Consider the following 22963-nt stretch of genomic DNA (forward strand, 5'->3'; position numbering starts at 1 on the left):
AAAAGGAAATCATCATGAAATGGGAAGGCAATCGCGAAAGCGACAACGTGGAAGACCGTCGCGGCGAGGGTTCGGGCGGTGGCGGCGGCTTTTCCTTCGGCGGCGGCTCGATCGGCATCGGCGGCATCGCGGTCGCGCTGGTAGCGTCCTACTTCCTCGGCATCAATCCGATGACCGTCATCAACATGCTCAGCGGCGGCGGCGGCCAGCTCGCTCCGGTGCAGCAATCGGCGCCGGCGCACAAGCCGCCGCCGAACGACCAGATGGCGCGCTTCGTCTCGACCGTGCTGGCCGATACCGAGGACACCTGGGGAGAAATCTTCAAGGCCGGCGGCGCCACGTATGTACGGCCGAAACTGGTGCTGTTTTCCGGCTCCACGCCGACCGCCTGCGGCACCGGCCAGACCGCCACCGGACCGTTCTATTGCCCCGGCGACCAGAAGGTCTACATCGATCTCAGTTTCTATCAGCTGATGAAGCAGCGCTTCAACGTCTCCGGCAACTTTGCGCAGGCCTATGTGATCGCGCATGAAGTCGGCCATCACGTGCAGAACCTGCTCGGCATTTCCGGGAAGGTCGACAAGGCCCGCCGCAACATGTCCGAGAAACAATCCAACGCGCTCTCGGTGAAGCTTGAATTGCAGGCCGACTGCTTCGCCGGCGTCTGGGCTTATCACGCCAATGAAGCGCGCCACATCATCGAGAACGGCGACGTCGAGGAAGCGCTCAACGCCGCCTCGGCCATCGGCGACGACGCCTTGCAGCGGCAGGCGCGCGGCGAAGTCGTGCCGGACTCGTTCACGCACGGCACCTCGGCGCAGCGCGTGAGCTGGTTCAAGCGCGGCGTCACCGAAGGCAAGGTCAGCGCCTGCAATACCTTCGAAGCAAAAAAACTCTAAGACGCATCATTTAACACGCATAAGGCTCACATGGAAATTTCTTACTGGTGCATCCTGATCGCCGGCCTGCTGCCCATCCTCACGGTATCGGTGGCGAAGTACGGCCGCCGCGATTTCGACAACGGCGAACCGCGCGCCTGGCTCGACAAGCAAACGGGGCTGCGCCGTCGCGCCGACTATGCGCATCGCAACCACTTCGAGGCGTTTCCGTTCTTTGCCGCTGCGGTGCTGGTGGCCCAGCAAACCGGCGCGGCGCAGGAGTGGATCGACGGCCTGGCGCTGGCCTTCATCGCTGCGCGCGTGGTCTATACTGCGCTCTACCTGAACGACCTGCCGAGCCTGCGCTCGCTGTCCTGGACCGTTGGCTACGCCTGCGTCCTCGGCCTGTTCGCCGTTTCCGCCCTTCACCTGTAAACACATGAGCAATCCCGACCTGCAAATCCTGCACGACGCGCTGAACGAGCTGCGCGACGGCGACATCAACGTCGCCGCTTTCTGCAGCGCCTGGCGCGCGCAGACCGACCTGATCAAACGCCTGCCGCCGCGCTACGAAGAAGTCGCCGAAGACCTGCTCGGCCGGCTCGAAGCGGGCAGCCTGTTCACCGAAGAAAGCTGCTCCTTCAGCCAGGAAGACCTGCTCGACAACCTGGCGGTCTGGCTGCACAAGGCCGAGAAGACCTTGGTCTGAAACACGCTTACTGGACATCACCACAAGGTAAATATGCAACACATGGAATTCGAACTGCAAGGCCCTTACGTTGAACTCAACCAGCTGCTGAAACTGGTCGGCATCTGCGACAGCGGCGGCGCCGGCAAAGCCATCGTCGCCGACGGCAACGTCAAGGTCGACGGCCGGCAGGAGTTGCGCAAGACCTGCAAGATCACCGCGGGCCAAACCGTGCAGCTAGGCGATGTACGCATCCGCGTGCTGGCCGGATCAGCGGCACAATGATGGCGACCGAAACCATCGAATCAATCCTGGCGTTCTGGTTCGGCGCCGACGACGCCGGGTCCGACATCAACACGGTAGCCGGTCGCCAGTCCGGTCTGTGGTGGGGCAAGGACGCCGCTGTCGACCAGACCATCAAGGCGCGCTTCGAAGCCAGCCTGCTGGCCGCGCGCGACAACCAACTGGACGACTGGGCCGAGACGCCTGCCGGCCTGCTGGCGCTGATCCTGTTGCTGGACCAGTTTTCGCGCAACATCTATCGCGACAGTGCGACCGCCTTCGACTCCGATGAGCTGGCCCGTCAATGCTGTCATCTGGGTCTGGCGCAGGGATACGATCAGCAGCTGTCGCCGCTGCAGCGTGTGTTCTTTTACCTGCCGCTGGAGCATTCGGAAGACATCGACGACCAGGAACACAGCGTGCAATTGTTCCGTGCGTTGGCCAAACAGGCGGGCAAGGACGATCCGGCCTCGAAGGCGACCTTCGACGACTACCTGAAGTTTGCCGACCGCCATCACGCGATCATTGCGCGCTTCGGCCGCTTTCCCCATCGCAACGCCATCCTCGGCAGGGCCTCCACGGCGGAAGAAACGGCGTTTCTGAAAGAACCGCATTCCTCATTCTAAATTCACATAAGGATGTGAATATTTATTCGTTCTGACGCATATAGTGTCGGTGCTAAGCTCCATTCAATCGCAGCAAGCCTGATGGCATGGAGAATCCCGATGACCGACGTCACCACTACCTTAGCAGCCCCCACCGAAGCGAGCACTGCCGCCGTCACCGACCTGCAGGCCTATCGCCAACAGCGCGCCGCGCGCCAGATGGCGCAGGAATTGATCGCGTTGCCTTTCCACGGTGCACATGACGGCTGGTCGCTGTCGGCATTTCATCCCTTTGCCGCTTCGGCGCGCACCAACCTGCGCTGAAGAGAACACCACCATGACCGCTGAATTGCGTATCGCCGAACCCGCACCGCACCTGCACGCCGTGCCGCCGCAATCTCCCGGCAACGACATCGAAGACATCGTCGCCGACAATCTTTCGCGCCTACGCGCGCTGCGCCATCTTTCACTCGACGGCCTGGCGCGCAAGTCCGGCGTGAGCCGCGCCATGCTGGCGCAGATCGAATCCGGCCGCAGCGTGCCGACCATTCGCGTGCTGCAACGCGTGGCATCGGCCTTGCAGGTGTCGGTGTCGGCCTTCCTGCGCAACTTCGCACCGCAGGGGCTTGCCGTATTGCCGGTGCAGGATTCGCCGCGCACGGTCAGCGGCAACGGCCGCTTTTCCAGCCGCAGCCTGTATCCCGCCGGCGAGCGCCGTTTCGAATTCCATGAACTGAAGCTGGATGCGCTGTCGACCGAACATCTGCAGGCGCTGGTGCCGGGTGCACAGAAGAACCTGGTCATCACACACGGCACACTGGAGATCCACATCAACGATCATCGCCAGCTGCTCGGCACCGGTGATGCCATATTCTTCGATGCCGACCACGCGCACAGCTATCGCAATCCGGCCAACGTCGAAGCGGTTGCCTACGTGGTCACGCAATATCCGGAGACGCGCACGGTGTGATTTTTTCGACTGCCGGCATAAAAAAGCCTCGCTGATGCGGGGCTTTTTCGTTGTTGAGGGCGGAATCCAAGACCGGAACCCGGGCGCTCCCTCTTCATCTATCGCTCATCGATCCTCTGCAATACAAATGCATCGAGATCGAATAGCAAAGATAGCCAGAAAATACAAACAACAATTCTGATTAATTAGAATATTGCAGTTTCTGCCTGCGTTGCCGCAGAAAAAACGGCGGCGTCACACACAAACACCCGCAAAATCTTGCCTTTCCGACATGCCACATGCGGAGCGACAAGTGATCCCTCCTACTTTTACTCCCACGCCGTCCCGAGCGAATTTCATCCAGCGCGGCTTCACGCTGGTGGAAGTGCTGACGGCGATTTTCATTCTGGCGCTGGCCGCTTCCGGCGTCGCGGCAATGCAGCTGCACGCCTTGCGCACTGCGCAACACAGCGCTTACCAATCCGCCGCGCTGCAATTGGCCATTGAACTGGCCGAGTTGCTGCGCGCCGAGGCCCAGCCGACGTCCTACCAATTCGAATACAAGGCCGCAGTTGCGCCATCCGTGGCCTGCGCACGAGCCGACTGCGACCTTGCCGACTGGAAGCAACGCCTGGCCGCAGCCCTGCCGCGCGCACGCGTGGTGGTCTGCACGGACAGTACGCCGGTCCTCAATGAGACGCTGCGCTGGGCCTGCAGCGGCAGCAGCGGCGACGGCCCCTTGCTGATCAAGATCGGCTGGGCGTCGCGGGAGCCGGCGCCTGCCGCGCAATCCGAGCCGCCGCCATTCCTCGCGTTGCCGGTGGAGCGATAAATGCACCGTCATCAGCAAGGCCTGACACTGATCGAATTGATGATCGCCATGGCGCTCGGCATGGGCGTGGTACTGGCCGCGGTGGCGCTGATGCAGGCGGCACGATCGACCTACCTGAGCGTGGCCGACAGCGCCCAGGTCCAGGAAAACGGCCGTTATGCGCTGGACCTGATGGCGCGCACCGTGCGGCAGGCGAACTACGTGCCTCAAGATAATCCGGCGTTCCTGCGCAATGACCTCGGCGGCCTCGAACCGGGCGTCTTCGGCATCGACAACGCCAGGGTGAGCGAGCATTCGACCGGCTTGTCGTCGCCTTCCGCCAATCGCGATGCCCATGGCAGCGATTTGCTGGCGATACGTTTCTTTGGATCAGGTCCCAGGAATCAGCCGGACAACGACATGCTCAATTGCGCCGGGTTCGCAGTCCCCGGCCCCAACGGCGCCACCTCGTTATCGGACCTTGAAGAGGTGCGCGGCCTGAGCATCTTTTACGTGGCGCCCGACAGCACCGGCGAACCGGAGCTGCGCTGCAAATACTTCACCCGCGACGGCGGCTGGAGCGCTGCCGCCATCGTGCGCGGCGTGGAGTCCTTCCAGGTACTGTACGGCGTGCGCAACGTGAACAATATCGGCGGCGATCTTGACTATATGAGTGCAACGCGCATCGACAAGCGCTGGCGCGATGTCGCGGCGATCAGGATCGCGCTGCTGGCGCGCGGCGAACGCAATGTTCGGGATGGCGGCACAGCGCTCGTGCATCGCCTGTTCGGCGCGGCATATCAGGATGGCGGCGACGCCGGCGCAATGATCGATGAAGCGAGATTGCCACCCCTCGTGCAACAACGCACCCGCAAAGTCTTCCAGACCACCATCTGGTTACGCAATTCCGCGCCATGAGTACCACACATCGCCAACGCGGCGCCTCGCTGCTGATCGTCGTGCTGATGCTGGTGGTGGTGATGCTGTTCGGCGTCTCCGCCGCGCAGCTCACGCTCATGAACGAGAAGTCTTCGCGCAATGATCGCGACCGCCACGTCGCCTTCCAGGCCGCCGAAGCCGGATTGCGTGACGCCGAACGCGACATTGCCGGCGGTCGCGTTGCACCGGAAGTTTTTCCCGAGCAGGCGGGCGCTTGCCACGGCACCGGTGCGCACAGCGGACTATGCCTGGCCACTGCCAACGCGGCGCCATGGCGGCTCGTCGATTTCAGCACACCTTCGCCGTCGGTGCGCTACGGCCAGTTCACCGGATTGAGTTTTCCGCACGGCGCGGCGTCGCTGCCGGCGCAACCGCCGCGCTACCTGATTGAATTGCTCAGGCTGACGACGGCAGACCGGCAAGTTGCAATGCGCTATCGCGTCACGGCAGTCGGCTTTGGTCCGAACTCAAGCACGCAGGTCATGCTGCAAACCGTACTCAACGCCGCACCGCTGCCGCCATCACAGCCACCGCCACGCATGAGCTGGCGGGAAATCAACAACTGAACAACATCGCATCACCTAGGAGACAGACCATGTTGCGTTGCCCTCGCCATCACCATCGCGGCTTCACCCTGATCGAACTCATGTGCGTGCTGTGCATCGTCGGCATGCTGGCGCTGTTTGCCTATCCGTCATATCAATCCTACACACGCAAGGCGCGGCGCGCCGAAGCACGCGCGGCGCTGATGCAGGCGATGCAGCAACAGGAACGCCATTTCACGCAGCACAATCGCTACCATGCCTACAGCGACGCCGCCACCGCCGGGACATTCAGATGGTTTTCCGGCGACACCGAGGCCGGCAGCGCCTATCGCGTCAGCGCCAGCGGATGCAGTGGCGGCACCTTGCAGGAATGCGTGATGCTGTCGGCGACGCCGGCCGGTGGCTTCATTGATCACCAATGCAGCACGCTGACGCTCAATAGCCGCGGCGAACAAACCATCTCCGGCCTTCCGTCCGCTATCGCTCCCGAGGCGTGCCGATGAAATCGGACGCAATGCGTCAGGCCGGCTTCACGCTGCCGGAACTGCTGATCGTGCTCGCTATCGTCGGCGTGCTGCTGGCGGCCGGCATGCCCGGCCTGCGCAGTTATACGCAAAGCCAGCAGCTCGCGGGTGCCGCCAACGCGTTCCTGGGTGCGCTGAACCTTAGCCGCAGCGAAGCCATCCGGCGCGGCGGGCGGGTCGATCTGGCGCCGCGCGACGGCGTCAACTGGGAAAACGGCTGGGTGGTATTCGTCAACAAGCCGGCCGACGCCAACCGACAATTCGATGCCGGCGACGAATTGATTTACAGCCACGACAGATTGCCGGCGGGCATGGTCGTAACGACCACGCTGACCGACAAGTCGGCGCCCTACATCGCTTACAATGGCAACGGCAGGACCCGCAACAATATGAGCGACCGGGCGCCGCTATGGGGCTCGTGGCAATTCTCGCTGGATGGAAGAAGCCGCCTGGTCAGGCTTGGAATCCTGGGCCGCGCCCGCATCTGCAATCCGGCGGATGACCGAAGCTGCGCATTCTGATGCACCTCGCGCCGCCACCAACCAGAACATCGTTGTCTTTATGTCCATCTACGATATCTTCATCGAAAACGACCAGCAAGCCATGGCGCTGGCGCTGCAACAAGCCGAACGCGGCATGTTCACGACCACGCCCAACCCGCGCGTCGGCTGCGTGATCGTGCGCGACGGCCGTGTCATCGGCGCCGGTTTCACCCAGCCGCCGGGTGGCAACCACGCTGAAATCGAAGCCATGCGCGACGCCCGGCAACGCGGCAACGACGTGCGCGGCGCCACCGTCTACGTCACCCTGGAACCCTGCAGCCATTTCGGCCGCACCCCGCCCTGCGCCGATGCATTGGTGACGGCCGGCGTCGGCAAGGTGGTGTCGGCGATGACCGATCCCAATCCGCTGGTGGCCGGCAAGGGCCTGGAAAAATTGCAGGAGGCCGGCATCGCCGTGGTGTCCGGCGTATTGACGGAGCAGGCCCGCGAAATGAACATCGGCTTCTTCAAGCGCATGCAGCACGGCACGCCGTGGGTGCGTATGAAGTCGGCCGCCAGCCTCGACGGCAAGACCGCCTTGCACAACGGCAAGAGCCAGTGGATCACCGGCCAGGCGGCGCGCGACGACGGCCATTTCTGGCGTGCACGCGCCTGCGCCATCCTCACCGGCATCGGCACCGTCAAGGACGACAACCCGCAACTGAGCGTGCGCGCCGTCGACACGCCGCGCCAGCCGCGCCGCATCGTGGTCGACAGCAAACTGACGCTGTCGCCGGACGCCAACATCCTCACCGGCGGCGGCACCTGGGTCTTCACCGCCAGTGAAGACCGCGCCCGCATCGCGGCGCTGGAACAGCGCGGCGCCGAGGTCATCGTGCTGCCCAACGCCGCCGGCAAGGTCGATCTGCCGCGCGTGATCGCCGAGCTCGGCAAGCGCAACCTCAACGAAGTGCACATCGAAGCCGGCTCCAAACTCAACGCCTCGCTGCTGCGCGAAGGCTGCGTCGACGAACTGCTGGTCTACCTTGCACCCAGCCTGCTGGGCGACGGCCGCAGCATGTTCGACCTGCCGGCGCTGGACGACCTGTCCGGCAAGATCGCGCTGCGTTTCCATGAGGTCAAGCAGATCGGCGAGGATTTGCGTATCCTTGCACGGTTCGATTGATCGCCCGGCCCAGCCACGCTATTTCGTTATTGATTTCATTATTTATTTCGTTTATTTGGATTCCATCATGTTCACAGGCATCGTCGCCGCCGTCGGCAACATCACTTCCGTTCAACCGCTGGGCAACACCGCCGACGCCGGCGTGCGCCTCGACATCGACGCCGGCCGGCTGGCGATGGACGACGTTGCGCTGGGCGACTCGATCGCCCTCAACGGCGCCTGCATGACGGTGGTGGAAAAGACCGCAAAAGGATTCACCGTCGACGTCTCGCGCGAGAGCCTCAACCTCACCGTCGGCCTCGATGCGCCCGGTGAAGTGAACCTGGAAAAAGCCCTGACCCTGGCCGAGCGCCTGGGCGGTCACCTGGTCTCCGGCCACGTCGACGGCCTCGGCGTGGTCCGCAAGTTCGAACCGGTCGGCGAATCGTGGGAACTGGTCATCGAAGCGCCCAAATCGCTCGCCAAGTACCTTGCCTACAAAGGCTCCATCGTCGTCAACGGCGTCTCGCTGACCGTCAACCGCGTGGAAGACGTCGCCGGCGGCTGCCGCTTCTCGATCAACCTGATCCCGCACACGATCCAGGTCACCACGCTCAAGCACCTGAAGGTCGGCGGCAAGGTCAATCTGGAGATCGACCTGATTGCGCGTTATGTCGAGCGCATGCTGTCGACGACGCATAAATAAAAGAATTCGCCCACACCGGGCATTGCCGAGGAGACCCGGAGATGAATGTCGCAGACAAGCGCAGCGCTTTCAAAGCACTGCACCGTGAAGGATGTTTTGTCTTGCCCAATCCCTGGGATATCGGCAGCGCGACGTTGCTGGAAGGTCTGGGATTCAAAGCCCTGGCGACTACAAGCGCCGGTTATGCATGGTCGCAAGGCCAGGCCGACGGTCAGACATCGCGGGCCGAATTGCTGGCTCATCTGGCGACCATCGCGGCGGCGACGACACTTCCCGTGAATGCCGATTTCGAAAGCGGCTTCGGCGATGATCCGGCCGGCGTCGCCGAGAGCGTGCGCATGGCGGTGGCTACCGGGATTGCCGGATTGTCGATCGAAGATTCAACCGGCATGCCCGACAATCCGGTCCGGGAATTCAGCGACTCCGTGGCGCGGCTGCGTGCAGCGCGCGCCGCCATTGATGAAAACGGCGGCGACACCTTGCTGATCGCCCGCGCTGAAAACTTCTTCGTCGGCCGTCCCGATCTCGACGACACGATTGCCCGCCTCAAGGCCTATGCCGAAGCAGGCGCCGATTGCCTCTACGCTCCCGGTATCCAGACCCGCGAACAAATCATCGCGGTGGTCTCGGCCGTCGCACCGAAGCCAGTCAATTTACTGATCGGTTCCGCCAATGGCTTGACGGTGGCTGACGTCGCTGCGCTCGGCGTCAGGCGCGTCAGCGTCGGCGGCGCGTTGGCGCGCGCGGCGTGGGGCGGCTTCCTGCGCGCCGCCCGCGAAATCGCGGAACACGGCCGCTTTGACAGTTTTGCGGAAGCCGAGCCGGGTGCGGCGCTGAATTCGCGTTTTCGCGAAAAGAACAAGTAACAGCACCGGTCCGGACCCCGAGGTCCGAACCGGTGTCATCCTGTGGTGGTCACTTCTCCAGACTATAACGCGGCGCCGGCGTGTTGCGCGACAGATGCGCCGACATGGTCTTGCGTGCCGCCTCGTAGGCTTCCCACTCCTCCACTTCATGCAGCGACGGAATCGTGATCAGCTCGCCACGGTCGAATCCCACCAGCGCGGCGTCGACCATGCTCTCTGCCGACATGACGATGTTCTGATCCAGATGCTCGACCGGCAAGCCGCCTGTTGCCCAGAAATCGGTCGCGGTCGCGCCCGGCAACACCGCCTGCACACGTACGCCCTGCGCCGCCAGCTCATGATGCAGCGACTGGCTGAACGCCTGCACGAAAGCCTTGGTGCCGCCATAGACGCCATTGAGGACTTCCGGCGCGATGGCGACGATCGAGGCGATGTTGATGATGCCGCCCTTGCCGCGTGACGCAAAAGCCGGAGCGATCGCATAGGTCAGGCGCGTCAGCGCGGTGACGTTGAGATCGATCATCTGCACCATCTTGTCGACGTCGCTGGACAGCAGCGGCGTATGCGTGCCGATGCCGGCGTTGTTGACCAGCAGCGTGATGCTGGCGTCGCTGCGCAGCTTGGCTTCCACCTGCGCCAGCGCCGCCTTGTCGTTGAGGTCGGCGTCCAGCACTTCAACCGTGCGTTGCGTTTCGGTCGTGATGCGGTCTGCCAGCGCGTTGAGGCGATCGCGGTTGCGCGCCACCAGGATGAGGTCGTAGCCGCGCTTGGCGAGACGGTCTGCATAGATCGCGCCGATGCCGGAAGAAGCGCCCGTGATAAGGGCCGTGCCTTGATGTGCCTGGGTCATGATGTATTCCTTTGTGAGATGTAAGCAGGGATCCGGGTTCGAATCCATGGCTGCATCATAGGACTGAACATCAATGTCTCAAATGACGTTTATGGTATTATTTTGAGACATTCAACAGACAAGGAACGGACATGCACCGTATCGGCTACCTGCTGCAGGACGGCTTCCAGGTGATGGCGCTGGCGACGCAATCGGTGTTCGAGTACGCGAACATGGTCGCGGGCGAACCGTTTTACGCCATCGATAATTTTTCCGTGAAAGGCGGCGACATACGCTCCTCGCTGGGACTGAACGTGACGACGCGACAAGCGACGCTGCGCAGCCCGGCCGACACCTGGATCGTCACCGGCGTCGGCGATCCTGTGCATTCGCCCGCTTCGGCGGCGGAGCTGGCATTCCTCAACAAGGTCAGCACGCGTGCGCGACGCATCGCGGCGATCTGCACCGGCGCTTTCGTGCTGGCCGAATCCGGACTGCTGGATGGACGGCGTGCGACCACCCATTGGTATTTTTCGCGCGAGATGCAGACGATGTTTCCGGAGATCCAGGTGGAGGACGACCGCATCTATCTGATCGACGGTCCGATCTGGACCTCGGCCGGCATGACCGCCGGCCTGGACCTGGCGCTGGCGATGGTGGAAAAGGATCTCGGTCCGGACGCGGCGCGCTCGGTCGCGCACAAGCTGGTGATGCACCAGCGGCGTTCCGGCGGCCAGTCTCAGCACTCGGAAATCCTCGACCTGGCGCCCAAGTCGGACCGCATCCAGAACGCGCTCAATTACGCCCGCAAGAATCTTTCGCATGCGCTGTCGGTGGAAGAACTGGCGGAGTCCGTCAGCCTGAGTCCGCGCCAGTTCAGCCGTGTGTTCGTTGCGGAGACCGGACAGTCGCCGGCCAAGGCGATCGAAGGCCTGCGCCTGGAGGCGGCGCGGCTGATGATAGAACAAAGCCGTCATCCGCTCGACGTGATTGCGCGCGAAACCGGCTTCCGCGACCGCCGCCACATGCGCGAGGTGTTCATGCGCGGCTTCGGCGTACCGCCGCAGGCGATCAGGCGCGAGGTGCGGGAAGTCCGTTAGTCCGTTATCTGCGCGCCTGTCAGGCGCGTACGCTCAACCGGTAGGACGTCGTCTGGCGATAGACCTGCCCCGGCCGCAAAATCACGTCTTCGCGGTCGGGCCCGTTGACCTGGTCCGGGTAGGCTTGCGCTTCAAGGCAGAAACCGTCGTGCGCGGCATAGACCTGCGCGCCGCGGCCGGCAATGCCTTCCAGAAAATTTCCGCTGTAGAACTGCAGGCCGTTCTCCGTCGTGGCGACCGTCAGCTCGCGTCCCGAGCCGGGATCGTAGACCGTCGCCACATCGCGCAGGGCCTGCGCATTGCGGCTGCGCGACGCGGTTGCGGGGTCGCCCGGACGCAGGCAATAACAGTGATCGAAACCGCCGGCGATGGCGAGCTGATCATCGGGCCACGCCAGGCGCGCGCCGATCGGCGCCGGCTGGCGGAAATCGAAAGCGCTGCCGGCCACGTCCGCGGCCTTGTTGGGGATCAGCGCGCGGTCGACTTGCAAGTAACGGTCTGCATCGATGGACAAGATGTGATCGCCGATGTCGGCGGCGCCGCCGTTGAGGTTGAAGTAGCCGTGCGATGTCAGGTTGAGCGGCGTCGGCGCATCGCTGGTGGCCGTGTAATCGATGCTCAGCCGGCCCTCGTCGTCGAGCCGGTACAGCACCGACGCCAGCACGTTGCCGGGGAAGCCGGCGGCGCCGTGCGGCGACGCCAGCGTCAGGCGCAACCCCTCTGGGTCGGCCTGCACCTGCCACGGCAACAGGTGAAATCCCCCCGCGCCGCCGTGCAGATGATTCCTGCCTTCGTTGCGGTCGACCTGGTAGTCGACGCCGTCGAGGGAAAAACGTCCGGCGGCGATGCGATTGCCCCAGCGTCCGATGACGCCGCCGAAGTACGGCGTGTTGGCAAGATAGTCCTGCTGGTCTGGATAGCCGAGCAGGATGTCGGCTTCGCGGCCATAGCGGTCGGGCGCCCACCAGGAAATCAGCGTGGCACCGCGATTGCTGATGACGACGCGCATGTCGTGCGCATTGCGCAGGGTGTACAAGGTAACGCCGTGGCCGGCGGAAGTGCTGGAGAGGGTGAAATGTGTCATGTCGTCGGAATGCGGCGGCGAATCAATCGCCTTGGATGGGTTCCTGCAATGAAGGAAGTGAAGACGGCGCGTTTTCCGCGGCGCCCTGCAACAGCTGCTCCTGGTATTCCCGCGGCGTGCAGCCGAGCTCGCGCTTGAACACCGCGTGCATGTATTGCACCGAGGTGAAGCCGCAACTGACGGCGATCTCGGCGACGTTGCCGTGCGCCTGCTGCAGCATGCGCCGGGCGGCGTCGAGCTTGAAGCGCAGGATTTCGTCATGCACGCTGCGGCCGAGCTCGCGCCGGAAGTACCAATCCAGCGACGAGCGCGACACGCCGACGTAATCGGCGACCTGTTCGGTCTTGATGCCCTGGCAGGCGTACTGGCGGATGAAGTGCATCGCCTGCATGACGTGCGGATGATTGCGCGCTTCGTGCCGGCTCGACGCCAGCACATTGATGCCGGCCGGCGGCACCAGGATGCGCTTGTCGGCAAACTGGGCGCCGTGGCCATGCAGCATCTGGTGCAGCAGGTGCGCCGCCGTACGGCCCATTTCCAGTGTGCCCTGGATGACCGAGCTGAGCGGCACGCGCGTCAGGATGCGCGCCAGCGGGTCGTTGTCGATGCCGATCAGCGCGACCTGCTCCGGCACCGCGATGCCGGCGAACAGGCAGGCTTGCAGCAATTGGCGTGCACGGGCGTCGGTGACGGCGATGATGCCGATCGGCTTGGGCAGGCTGCGGACCCAGGCGATCTGCTGTTCCACGGCGGTGTCCCAGGACTGCGCGCTGGTGCCGACGCCGCGATAGATGTGGCCTTGGATGCCGTCGCGCTGCGTCAGCGATTCGAAAGCCTTTTCGCGCTCCTGCGCCCAGCGGTTGACATCGGCCTGCGGCAGGCTGAAGCAGGCGAAATTCTGCAATCCGGCTTCGATCAGATGGTCGTAGGCCAGCTTGACCAGCTTGAAGTTGTCGGTCGCGACATAGGGCAAATCCTTGGGATAGTCGGCCTCGTCGGCGTAAGAGCCGCCGACGGCGACCACCGGCAACTGCACGCGCGACAGGGCTTCCTGCATGGTCGGGTCATCGAAGTCGGCGATGATGCCGTGGCCCTGCCAGCGCTCGATGCCTTGCGGCCGGCAGCGGAAGTCCTCCTCCAGATACAAGTCCCACGACGCCCGCGTGCTGGTCAGGTATTCGCCGATGCCGGCGATGATGTCGCGGTCGAATATCTTGTTGCCATTGAACAGCAGCGCAATGCGATGCACGGTCGGTACTTTTGTCACGCTGAACTCTCCGATGCCCGGGCGGCGGCAGCTATCGCTGCGCCGGCGGGCGGTCTCCTGAAGCGCCGGAGTATCTTCTGACGATGTCGAAACACCATCATTCCGATTCCGGTCTTCCTGTTTTTTATCCTGTTTCGATTGTACCGAGGGTGCGTTCCCACGTCAGTCCAAATAGCCGTTTGTGCAAGTGCAATAGAAAGAATCGCACTCCCGGTTGGCGGATTTCGTAATTGTGGTGGCCGGTATGCGGTTGCTAGTATGGCCGCACATCAAGCCTCGGCGAGGCAGAGATGGGCAGGAGCGGACCGGTGTCCTTATATGAATGTCCGCCGAAGCAGGAGCAGACCCCCTTAAAAATCATAATGAACAATCTGGAGACAAGGCAATGAACGCAATCCTGAAAAAGAGTGTATTGGCCCTGATGGCGGCGACCACGATGTCGCTGGTCGCAGGCGGCGCGATGGCCGACGCCAAGAATCCGAAGATCGGATTTTCCATCGACGACCTGCGCGTCGAACGCTGGGCGCGCGACCGCGACTTCTTCACCGCTGCAGCGGAAAAACTCGGCGCCAAGGTATTCGTGCAGTCCGCCGACGCCAGCGAAGCGCGCCAGATCTCGCAAATCGAGAACCTCATTTCGCGCGGCGTCGACGTGATCGTGATCGTGCCGTTCAACGCAACGGTGCTGACCAACACCATCAAGGAAGCCAAGAAGGCCGGCATCAAGGTGCTGTCCTATGACCGCCTGATCCTGAACGCGGACGTCGACGCCTACATCTCGTTCGACAATGAAAAAGTCGGTGAAATGCAGGCCGAAGGAGTGATCAAGGCGCAATCGAAAGGCAATTTCTACCTGCTCGGCGGCTCGCCTACCGACAATAACGCCAAGATGCTGCGCGAAGGCCAGATGAAGGTGCTCAAGCCGCTGATCGACAAGGGCGACATCAAGATCGTCGGCCAGCAATGGGTCAAGGACTGGAGCCCGACCGAAGCCTTGTCCATTGTTGAAAACGCCCTGACCGCCAACAACAACAAGATCGACGCCATCGTCGCCTCCAACGACGGCACCGCCGGCGGCGCCATCCAGGCGCTGGCGGCACAGAAGCTGGCGGGCAAGGTGCCGGTATCGGGCCAGGACGCCGACCTCGCCGCGATCAAACGCGTCGTTGCAGGCACCCAGACCATGACGGTCTACAAGCCGCTCAAGCTGATCGCCACCGAAGCCGCCAACCTGTCGGTGCACCTGGCGCGCAATGAGAAGCCGAGCTACAACTCGCAGTACGACAACGGCTTCAAGAAGGTCGACACGGTGCTGCTCAAGCCGATTCCGCTGACCAAGGCCAACGTCAATATCCTGGTTGACGACGGCTTCTATACGCAGGCGCAGATCGGCGCCAAGTAAGTCCCTCTTCGCATCTCCGCGAAAAACAAGCACGCAAGTACGGCGCCCGGCGGGCGTCGTACCCGCTTCTTCCCATCCCATTCCGCGAGCGCAGCATGTCAGAGTATTTATTGGAAATGAAGGGCATCGTCAAACAGTTTGACGGTGTCCGCGCCCTCGACGGCATCGACCTGAAAATCAAGGCCGGCGAATGCGTCGGCCTGTGCGGCGAAAACGGCGCCGGCAAATCCACGCTGATGAAGATCCTCTCCGGCGTCTATCCGCACGGCACCTGGGACGGTGAAATCCTGTGGGACGGCAAGCCGCTGGTCGCCCATTCCGTGCGCGACACCGAAGCGGCCGGCATCGTCATCATCCATCAGGAGCTGATGCTGGTGCCCGAGCTGTCGGTGGCGGAAAACATCTTCATGGGCCACGAACTGACCCTGCCCGGTGGCCGCATGAACTATCCCGCCATGTACCGTCGCGCCGAAGAACTCATGCGCGAACTGAACATGCCCGACATCAACGTCGCCCTGCCCGTGATGCAATACGGCGGCGGCCACCAGCAACTGGTGGAGATCGCCAAGGCGCTTAACAAGAAGGCGCGCCTGCTGATCCTCGACGAGCCGTCGTCGTCGCTGACCGCCTCCGAAATCGCGGTGCTGCTCAAGATCATCATGGACCTCAAGGCCAAGGGCGTGGCCTGCGTCTACATCTCGCACAAGCTCGATGAAGTGGCCGCCGTGTGCGACACCATTTCTGTCATCCGCGACGGCAAACACATCGCCACCACGCCGATGGGAGAACTCGACGTCGACCGCATCATCACGCAGATGGTCGGACGCGAAATCACCGCGATGTATCCGAGCCGCGACCATCAGGTCGGCGAGATCGTGTTCGAGGCCCGTCACATGACCTGCTTCGACGTCGACAACCCAAAACGCAAGCGCGTCGACGACGTCTCGTTCTCGGTGCGGCGCGGCGAAATCCTCGGCATCGCCGGCCTGGTCGGCGCCGGCCGCACCGAGCTGGTGTCGGCGATCTTCGGCGCCTATCCAGGGCGCTGCGAAGGCGAAGTCTGGATGGCCGGCGCGCGCGTCGACACCGGCACGCCGCTCAAATCGATCCGGCTAGGCCTGTGCATGGTGCCGGAGGACCGCAAACAGCACGGCATCGTACCCGACCTCAGCGTCGGCCAGAACATCACGCTGACGGTGTTGGAGAACTTTTCGCGCGGCACCCGCATCGACGGCGAGGCGGAGCTGAAAACCGTTCAGGAAGAGATCGCGCGCATGCGACTCAAGACCGCGAGCCCGTTCCTGCCCATCACCGGCCTGTCCGGTGGTAATCAGCAAAAGGCCGTGCTGGCCAAGATGCTGCTGGCAAAGCCCAGGGTATTGATCCTCGACGAACCCACGCGCGGCGTCGACGTCGGCGCCAAGGCGGAAATCTACCGCCTGATCGCCGAACTGGCGAAGCAAGGCGTGGCCGTGATCATGGTGTCGTCCGAACTGGCGGAAGTGCTGGGCGTATCCGACCGCGTACTGGTCATCGGCGAAGGCAAGCTGCGCGGCAATTTCGTCAATCAGGACCTCACGCAGGAAACGGTGCTGGCGGCGGCCATCAACCAATCGCCGCAACAGCGCATGCACGTCGCGACGCCTTCCGCCGCATAAACACAACACTCTGGAATCAAGCATGACCTCAACCATCAGCACGCGCAACGGCGCGGCCAACACCACGGCCAACATCAAACAGCTCTTCAGCCGCTACAAGATCATGGCGCTGCTCATCGCCATCGCCATCATCTGGGCCTTCTTCAGCTGGAAGACCGAAGGCGGCTTCGTCACGCCGCGCAACCTGTCCAATCTGCTGCGCCAGATGTCAGTCACCGGCATCCTGGCCTGCGGCATGGTGCTGGTCATCATCGCCGGGGAAATCGACCTGTCGGTCGGCTCCCTGCTCGGTCTGCTGGGCGGCGTCGCCGCCATCCTGAACGTCACGCACAACCTGCCGCTGCCGCTCAATCTCTTCCTCGTGCTGGCGCTTGGCTTGTTGCTCGGGCTGTTCAACGGCTACCTGACGGCGTACATGCGCATCCCCTCCTTCATCGTCGGGCTGGGCGGTATGCTGGCGTTTCGCGGCGTGCTGCTGGGCATCACCGGCGGCCTCACGATTGCACCGGTATCGAGCGACCTGGTGTACCTGGGCCAGGGCTACCTGCCCGCCAGCTTCGGCGTCGCCCTCGTCGTCGTGCTGTTCGTGCTGGCGCTGGCATTGACCTGGCGCCAACGCGTCAATCGCCAACGGCATGCATTGCCGGTGGCGCCGCTGTGGCGCGATGCGATCAAGGTGGCCCTGATCGGCGCGGTGCTGCTGGCGTTCGTGCGCACGCTCAACAGCTACGACGGCATCCCGGTGCCGGTGCTGCTGTTGCTGGCGCTGCTGGGCCTGTTCAGCTATGTCACCAAGCAAACCGTATTCGGTCGCCGCATCTACTCGGTCGGCAGCAACATGGAAGCCACGCGCCTGTCCGGCGTGAACGTGCAGTCGGTCAAGCTGTGGGTGTTCGGCATCATGGGCGTGATGTGCGCGCTGGCCGGACTGGTCAACACCGCGCGCCTGGCGGCGGGGTCGCCCTCGTCGGGCAGCATGGGCGAACTCGACGCCATCGCCGCCTGCTTCATCGGCGGCACTTCGATGCGCGGCGGCTCGGGCACCATCTACGGCGCGCTGATCGGCGCACTGGTAATGGCCAGCCTGGACAACGGCATGTCGATGCTCGACGTCGGCACCTACTGGCAGATGATCGTCAAGGGCAGCATCCTGATGCTGGCCGTGTGGGTCGACGTCAGTACACGCTCGGGCCGCTGAGCGGCCTGCCTTGATCACATTTCTGAAAAGAGGAACGCCATGCAAGCGACTATGCAAGCAATACCGGCCCACGCCACCTTACCTGCCGATCTTGACGACGCGCTGCTGATCGGCCGCGTCTGGAGGAACAGCAAGATCAACGGCCCCTGCGTCGTCGTCGTGCGTCACGGCCAGGTCTTCGACATCACCGCTGCGGCGCCGACGGTGGCAGACCTGCTCGACGCCGAAGACCTGCTGCACGTCGCCCGCCACGCTCCCGGCGAAGCGCTGGGCAGTGCGCTCGACCTGGTTCACCATGCACTACACACACAAGACGACACCAGCCTGCCGCTGTTGCTGGCGCCTTGCGACATCCAGCCGATCAAGGCCTGCGGCGTGACGTTCGCGGTCAGCATGCTGGAACGCGTGATCGAAGAGAAGGCCGCCGGCGACGCTGGTCGTGCAGAGGCCCTGCGCAAGGAATTGCAGGCCAGCATCGGCGCCGACTTGTCCACTATCCGACCCGGTTCGGAAGCGGCCATCAAGCTGAAGCAGGAACTCGTCAAGCGCGACGCCTGGTCGCAGTACATGGAAGTCGGCATCGGTCCCGATGCGGAAGTGTTCTCGAAAGCACAGGCGATGTCGGCGCTGGGACTGGGTGCCGACGTCGGCCTGCACCCCGCCTCGCAATGGAACAATCCCGAGCCGGAAATCGTGCTGGCCGTCAACAGCGCCGGCGAAGCCGTCGGCGCAACGCTGGGCAACGACGTCAACCTGCGCGACATTGAAGGCCGCAGCGCATTGTTGCTTGGCAAGGCCAAGGACAACAACGGCTCGTGCGCCATCGGCCCCTTCATCCGCCTGTTCGACGAGCGCTTCACGATCGACACGGTGCGCCAGGCCGAAGTCTCGCTGCTCATCGAAGGCGATGACGGCTTCCGTCTCGACGGCGTCAGCTTCATGCGTGAGATCAGCCGCGATCCGCTTGACCTGGTGCAGCAAACCTGCGGTGCGCATCACCAGTATCCGGACGGCTTCATGCTGTTCCTCGGCACCATGTTTTCGCCGATCAAGGACCGTGGCGCAGCCGGCGCCGGCTTTACCCATCATCTGGGCGACCGCGTCACCATCGCCAGCCCATCGCTGGGCGCGCTCGTCAATCGCGTGCAACGCAGCGACGCCATCGCCCCCTGGACCTTCGGCATCCGCTCGCTCTATCGCTATCTGGCCGGGCGCGGCCTGACCGATTCAGTGCCCACTTCAGTATCATCTTCCAGGAGAACAGCAGCATGACAGCATCACCATCGGCTTCCCTCGCGACCGCGCCGAGACCCTTCGAGCACGCTGTCTACCGCAGCCTCGCCGGCAAACGCGTGGTCATCACCGGCGGCGGCACCGGCATCGGCGCCGCGCTGGTGGAAGCCTTCGCCAGACAAGGTGCGCAGGTATTTTTCCTCGACATCGCCGAGCGCGAGTCGCGCGAACTGGAAGCCGCGCTGCGCGACGCGCCGTTGCCGCCGACCTTCCTGCACTGCGACCTGCTCGACCTCGACGCGCTGGCCGCAAGCTTCGTCGTCATTGAAAAAATCGCCGGCGCCGTCGACATCCTCATCAACAACGCCGCCAACGACGACCGCCATAAAGTCGCCGACGTCACGCCGGCTTATTGGGATGAGCGCATGGCGGTCAACCTGCGCCATCAGTTCTTTTGCGCCCAGGCGGTCACGCCCGGCATGCGCGAGAGGGGGCGCGGTGTGATCCTGAATTTCGGGTCGATCTCGTGGCACCTGGCGTTGCCCGGCCTGGCGCTGTACATGACCGCCAAGGCCGCCATCGAAGGCCTGACGCGCGGCCTGGCGCGCGACCTCGGCGTGCACGGCATCCGCGTCAACTGCATCATCCCCGGCGCGGTGCGCACGCCGCGCCAGATGCGCCTGTGGCACAGCCCGGAAGAAGAAGCCAAGATCCTTGCCTCGCAATGCCTGTACGAGCGCGTCGAGCCGCATGACGTGGCGGCGCTGGCGCTGTTCCTGGCGTCCGACAGCGCCTCCAAATGTTCCGGTCGCGACTACTTCGTCGACGCCGGCTGGTACGGCGCATGAACGCGCCCGCTCCGACCTGCGTGTGGCCGGTCGGCGCCGAGCTTGGCGAAGGTCCGGTCTGGCATGCGGCGGAACAGGCGTTCTACTTCGTCGACATCAAGGGCCGTGCAATCCATCGCTGCGATGCCGGCGGCAACCACCGGCGCAGCTGGGCTACGCCGCGGCCGCCGGGCTTCGTGCTGCCCCGTGACGGCGGCGGCCTGCTATGCGGCATGCAAGGCGGCCTTTATCAGTTCACTCCGGACACCGGAGTTTTCATGTTGCTGCAGCCGGTGGAGCAAGACCTGCCGGGCAATCGGATCAATGACGGTTTCGCCGATCATCGCGGCCACCTGTGGTTCGGCACCATGGACGACTGCGAGGAAAATCCGAGCGGCGCGCTGTACCGCCGGGACCGCGGAATCCTGCGCCAACAGGACAGCAACTACATCATCACCAACGGCCCGGCGATGAGCCCGGACGGCAAAACGCTCTATCACACGGACACATTGCTGCGAACGGTATATGCTTTCGATGTCGACGCGGCGGGAAACTTGTCCGGCAAGCGCCCCTTCATCGTCATTGACGGCTCCGGTTATCCGGACGGCATGGCGGTAGATGCGGAAGGTTGCCTGTGGATCGCCCTGTTCGGCGGGTGGCGCATCGAGCGCTTCCTGCCGTCCGGTGAACTGGCCGGCGTGCTTCCCTTCCCGTGCGCCAACATCACCAAGCTGGCCTTTGGCGGCGCTGACCTGCAGACCGTGCAGGTCACCACGGCATGGAAAGGCCTGTCGCCCGCCGAACGGTTGCAGCAGCCGCTCGCGGGAGGCTTGTTTTCGTTCCGCGCCGACACGCCTGGCTTGGCTCAACATTACATATCGACAGAGGTACAGAAGTGACAAAACCACAGCAGACACCGCGCCGTTTCCGTTCCCAGGACTGGTTCGACAATCCGGACCACATCGACATGACGGCGTTGTATCTGGAACGCTTCATGAACTACGGCATCACCGCCGAGGAACTGCGCTCCGGCCGCCCCATCATCGGCATCGCCCAGAGCGGCAGCGACATCAGCCCGTGTAACCGCATCCACCTTGAACTGGCGCGCCGCGTACGCGACGGCATCCGCGACGCCGGCGGCATTCCGATGGAATTCCCGCTGCATCCGATTTTCGAGAACTGCCGCCGCCCGACCGCGGCGATCGACCGCAACCTGTCCTACCTCGGCCTGGTGGAAATCCTGCACGGCTATCCGATCGACGCCGTGGTGCTGACCACCGGCTGCGACAAGACCACGCCGGCGCAAATCATGGCCGCCTCCACCGTCGACATCCCTGCCATCGTGCTGTCGGGCGGTCCGATGCTCGACGGCTGGATGGACGGTGAACTGGTCGGCTCGGGCGCCGCCATCTGGAAAGGCCGCCGCCAATTGTCCGCCGGCCAGATCGACAATGAAAAATTCCTCGAGATCGCTGCCGCCTCGGCACCTTCGTCGGGCCACTGCAACACCATGGGCACCGCTTCGACCATGAATGCCATGGCCGAAGCGCTCGGCATGTCGCTGACCGGCTGTTCCGCGATTCCCGCGCCGTATCGCGAACGCGGACAAATGGCTTACGAAACCGGCCGCCGTATCGTCGGCATGGCGTATGAAGACCTGCGTCCTTCCAAGGTACTGACACGCGACGCCTTCCTCGATGCCATCGTGGTCAACGCCGCCATTGGCGGCTCCACCAACGCCCAGCCGCACATCATGGCAATGGCGCGCCACGCCGGCGTCGAGCTGGATTCCGATGACTGGATGAAATACGGCTACGACGTGCCGCTGCTGCTCAACATGCAACCGGCCGGAAAATACCTCGGAGAGCGCTTCCATCGCGCCGGTGGCGTGCCGGCCATCATGTGGGAACTGCAACAGGCCGGCAAGCTGCGCGCCGACCGCCTCACCGTCGGCGGCAAGACCATGGCGCAGAACCTCGAAGGCCGCGAGAGCCATGACCGCGAAGTGGTGTTCCCTTTTGCAGCACCGATGCGCGAACGCGCCGGCTTCCTGGTCCTCAAGGGCAATCTGTTCGACTTCGCCATCATGAAGACCAGCGTCATCTCGGACACCTTCCGCGAACGCTATCTGAATACACCGGGCAGCGAAGGTATCTTCGAATGCAATGCAGCGGTATTCGACGGCTCCGACGACTACCACGCGCGCATCAACGATCCGGCGCTCGGCATTGACGAAAACACCATCCTGGTGATCCGCGGCGCCGGCCCGGTCGGCTGGCCCGGCTCGGCCGAGGTGGTCAACATGCAACCGCCTGACGCGCTGCTGCGCCGGGGCATCACGACCCTGCCGACGCTTGGAGACGGTCGCCAGTCGGGCACCTCGGACAGCCCGTCGATCCTGAACGCCTCGCCCGAAAGCGCGGTGGGCGGCGGTCTCGCTTACCTGCACACCGGCGACAAGATCCGCATCGACCTCAACACCGGCCGCTGTGACATGCTGATCAGCGATGAGGAACTGGCCAGGCGCAAAGCCGAGGGCATCCCGGCGGTGCCGGCCAGCCAGACGCCGTGGCAGGAGATTTATCGCGACACCGTCGGCCAGCTCGAGACCGGCGCCGTCATGGAACTGGCGGTCAAGTATCAGGGCATTGCCAAGGTTCTGCCGCGTCACAACCATTGACGCGCAGTGCGCGGCGACGGGCCGGCCCTGCTCGCAGGCCTGTGCGTCGCCGGATTCTGCAGCCAGTCCTGCTTCCATTACAAGCGCCCTTCGGGGCGCTTTTTTATTGTCGATTTCCTCGTCAACACGGCAAATCGAGCGCCTTTAGACGACTGGTCTAATTTTAGGCTATGATGAACCGTCGGCTTTATTTCGGCTGTTGCATTTGTCGTATGCATCAGGCTGCAAAGCTTCAAAGACAGTGA

26 protein-coding genes are annotated in these 22963 nt (G+C 63.5%); 23 read left to right on the forward strand and 3 right to left on the reverse strand.

Features of this window, described 5'->3' with window-relative positions; translation table 11 throughout:
• Positions 1–14: 14 nt before the first annotated feature.
• From ACIROW_RS19605 to ACIROW_RS19675, 15 genes are all read left to right on the forward strand, one after another.
• Positions 15–899, forward strand: coding sequence for a neutral zinc metallopeptidase (locus tag ACIROW_RS19605; protein ID WP_402278121.1), 885 nt, complete (start codon positions 15–17; stop codon positions 897–899).
• A 30-nt stretch (positions 900–929) separates the two neighbouring features.
• A complete protein-coding gene (locus ACIROW_RS19610; RefSeq protein WP_144969469.1) occupies positions 930–1313 on the forward strand; it encodes an MAPEG family protein in 384 nt (127 codons plus the stop codon).
• 4 nt (positions 1314–1317) lie between these two features.
• Positions 1318–1587: a hypothetical protein gene (locus tag ACIROW_RS19615; protein ID WP_402278122.1), complete on the forward strand. Its 270-nt coding sequence runs from the start codon at positions 1318–1320 to the stop codon at positions 1585–1587.
• Positions 1588–1620: 33 nt separating this feature from the next.
• On the forward strand, positions 1621–1851 hold the full coding sequence (locus ACIROW_RS19620; protein WP_402278123.1) for an RNA-binding S4 domain-containing protein: 231 nt from the start codon (positions 1621–1623) through the stop codon (positions 1849–1851).
• On the forward strand, positions 1848–2474 hold the full coding sequence (locus tag ACIROW_RS19625; protein ID WP_402278124.1) for a DUF924 family protein: 627 nt from the start codon (positions 1848–1850) through the stop codon (positions 2472–2474). Before ACIROW_RS19620 ends, ACIROW_RS19625 begins: the two co-directional genes overlap by 4 nt.
• 81 nt (positions 2475–2555) lie before the next feature.
• A complete protein-coding gene (locus tag ACIROW_RS19630) occupies positions 2556–2777 on the forward strand; it encodes a hypothetical protein (protein ID WP_402278125.1) in 222 nt (73 codons plus the stop codon).
• A gap of 13 nt (positions 2778–2790) precedes the next feature.
• Positions 2791–3423, forward strand: a complete 633-nt coding sequence (locus tag ACIROW_RS19635; RefSeq protein WP_402278126.1) for a helix-turn-helix domain-containing protein — start codon at positions 2791–2793, stop codon at positions 3421–3423.
• 292 nt (positions 3424–3715) lie between these two features.
• Positions 3716–4234: a type IV pilus modification protein PilV gene (gene pilV, locus ACIROW_RS19640; protein ID WP_402278127.1), complete on the forward strand. Its 519-nt coding sequence runs from the start codon at positions 3716–3718 to the stop codon at positions 4232–4234.
• Entirely contained in the window at positions 4235–5131 is an 897-nt protein-coding gene (locus tag ACIROW_RS19645) for a PilW family protein (RefSeq protein WP_402278128.1), read from the forward strand.
• On the forward strand, positions 5128–5718 hold the full coding sequence (locus ACIROW_RS19650) for a PilX N-terminal domain-containing pilus assembly protein (protein ID WP_402278129.1): 591 nt from the start codon (positions 5128–5130) through the stop codon (positions 5716–5718). The genes ACIROW_RS19645 and ACIROW_RS19650 overlap by 4 nt, the downstream gene beginning before the upstream one ends.
• A 29-nt stretch (positions 5719–5747) precedes the next feature.
• Complete coding sequence (locus ACIROW_RS19655) at positions 5748–6200, forward strand: type IV pilin protein (RefSeq protein ID WP_402278130.1); 453 nt, start codon at positions 5748–5750, stop codon at positions 6198–6200.
• Entirely contained in the window at positions 6197–6742 is a 546-nt protein-coding gene (locus ACIROW_RS19660) for a GspH/FimT family pseudopilin (RefSeq protein WP_402278131.1), read from the forward strand. Before ACIROW_RS19655 ends, ACIROW_RS19660 begins: the two co-directional genes overlap by 4 nt.
• Positions 6743–6782: 40 nt before the next feature.
• A complete protein-coding gene (gene ribD / locus ACIROW_RS19665; RefSeq protein WP_402278132.1) occupies positions 6783–7889 on the forward strand; it encodes a bifunctional diaminohydroxyphosphoribosylaminopyrimidine deaminase/5-amino-6-(5-phosphoribosylamino)uracil reductase RibD in 1107 nt (368 codons plus the stop codon).
• Positions 7890–7956: 67 nt separating this feature from the next.
• Positions 7957–8574, forward strand: coding sequence for a riboflavin synthase (locus ACIROW_RS19670; RefSeq protein WP_402278133.1), 618 nt, complete (start codon positions 7957–7959; stop codon positions 8572–8574).
• Between the two features lie 41 nt (positions 8575–8615).
• Positions 8616–9440 (forward strand): oxaloacetate decarboxylase, encoded by an 825-nt coding sequence (locus ACIROW_RS19675; protein WP_402278134.1) that lies wholly within the window; start codon positions 8616–8618, stop codon positions 9438–9440.
• Between the two features lie 49 nt (positions 9441–9489).
• Here the strand turns inward: ACIROW_RS19675 and ACIROW_RS19680 are convergent, their stop codons facing one another.
• A complete protein-coding gene (locus ACIROW_RS19680) occupies positions 9490–10290 on the reverse strand; it encodes an SDR family NAD(P)-dependent oxidoreductase (protein ID WP_402278135.1) in 801 nt (266 codons plus the stop codon).
• Between the two features lie 131 nt (positions 10291–10421).
• Between ACIROW_RS19680 and ACIROW_RS19685 the strand changes: the two genes are divergently transcribed.
• On the forward strand, positions 10422–11369 hold the full coding sequence (locus ACIROW_RS19685; RefSeq protein WP_402278136.1) for a GlxA family transcriptional regulator: 948 nt from the start codon (positions 10422–10424) through the stop codon (positions 11367–11369).
• A 19-nt stretch (positions 11370–11388) separates the two neighbouring features.
• Here the strand turns inward: ACIROW_RS19685 and ACIROW_RS19690 are convergent, their stop codons facing one another.
• Positions 11389–12453, reverse strand: a complete 1065-nt coding sequence (locus tag ACIROW_RS19690) for an aldose epimerase family protein (protein ID WP_402278137.1) — start codon at positions 12451–12453, stop codon at positions 11389–11391.
• Between the two features lie 22 nt (positions 12454–12475).
• A complete protein-coding gene (locus ACIROW_RS19695) occupies positions 12476–13720 on the reverse strand; it encodes a XylR family transcriptional regulator (RefSeq protein ID WP_402278138.1) in 1245 nt (414 codons plus the stop codon).
• A 385-nt stretch (positions 13721–14105) separates the two neighbouring features.
• On the opposite strand from ACIROW_RS19695, the gene xylF reads away from it, so the two are divergent.
• The 7 genes from xylF (at position 14106) to ACIROW_RS19730 (ending at position 22718) form a co-directional block, all read left to right on the forward strand.
• Entirely contained in the window at positions 14106–15122 is a 1017-nt protein-coding gene (gene xylF, locus ACIROW_RS19700) for a D-xylose ABC transporter substrate-binding protein (RefSeq protein ID WP_402278139.1), read from the forward strand.
• A 95-nt stretch (positions 15123–15217) separates the two neighbouring features.
• Positions 15218–16780, forward strand: coding sequence for a D-xylose ABC transporter ATP-binding protein (gene xylG, locus ACIROW_RS19705; protein ID WP_402278140.1), 1563 nt, complete (start codon positions 15218–15220; stop codon positions 16778–16780).
• 22 nt (positions 16781–16802) lie between these two features.
• Positions 16803–17978 (forward strand): sugar ABC transporter permease, encoded by a 1176-nt coding sequence (locus ACIROW_RS19710; protein WP_402278141.1) that lies wholly within the window; start codon positions 16803–16805, stop codon positions 17976–17978.
• 39 nt (positions 17979–18017) lie between these two features.
• The gene (locus ACIROW_RS19715) at positions 18018–19250 is read left to right on the forward strand and encodes a fumarylacetoacetate hydrolase family protein (RefSeq protein ID WP_402278142.1); all 1233 of its coding nucleotides are present in this window, start codon (positions 18018–18020) and stop codon (positions 19248–19250) included.
• A complete protein-coding gene (locus ACIROW_RS19720; RefSeq protein ID WP_402278143.1) occupies positions 19247–20059 on the forward strand; it encodes an SDR family NAD(P)-dependent oxidoreductase in 813 nt (270 codons plus the stop codon). The genes ACIROW_RS19715 and ACIROW_RS19720 overlap by 4 nt, the downstream gene beginning before the upstream one ends.
• Positions 20056–20937, forward strand: coding sequence for an SMP-30/gluconolactonase/LRE family protein (locus ACIROW_RS19725; RefSeq protein ID WP_402278144.1), 882 nt, complete (start codon positions 20056–20058; stop codon positions 20935–20937). Before ACIROW_RS19720 ends, ACIROW_RS19725 begins: the two co-directional genes overlap by 4 nt.
• Positions 20934–22718: an IlvD/Edd family dehydratase gene (locus ACIROW_RS19730; RefSeq protein WP_402278145.1), complete on the forward strand. Its 1785-nt coding sequence runs from the start codon at positions 20934–20936 to the stop codon at positions 22716–22718. The genes ACIROW_RS19725 and ACIROW_RS19730 overlap by 4 nt, the downstream gene beginning before the upstream one ends.
• Positions 22719–22963: the final 245 nt, after the last annotated feature.

The organism is Herbaspirillum sp. NPDC101397 (genome assembly GCF_044767325.1).
Lineage (GTDB): Bacteria > Pseudomonadota > Gammaproteobacteria > Burkholderiales > Burkholderiaceae_D > Herbaspirillum.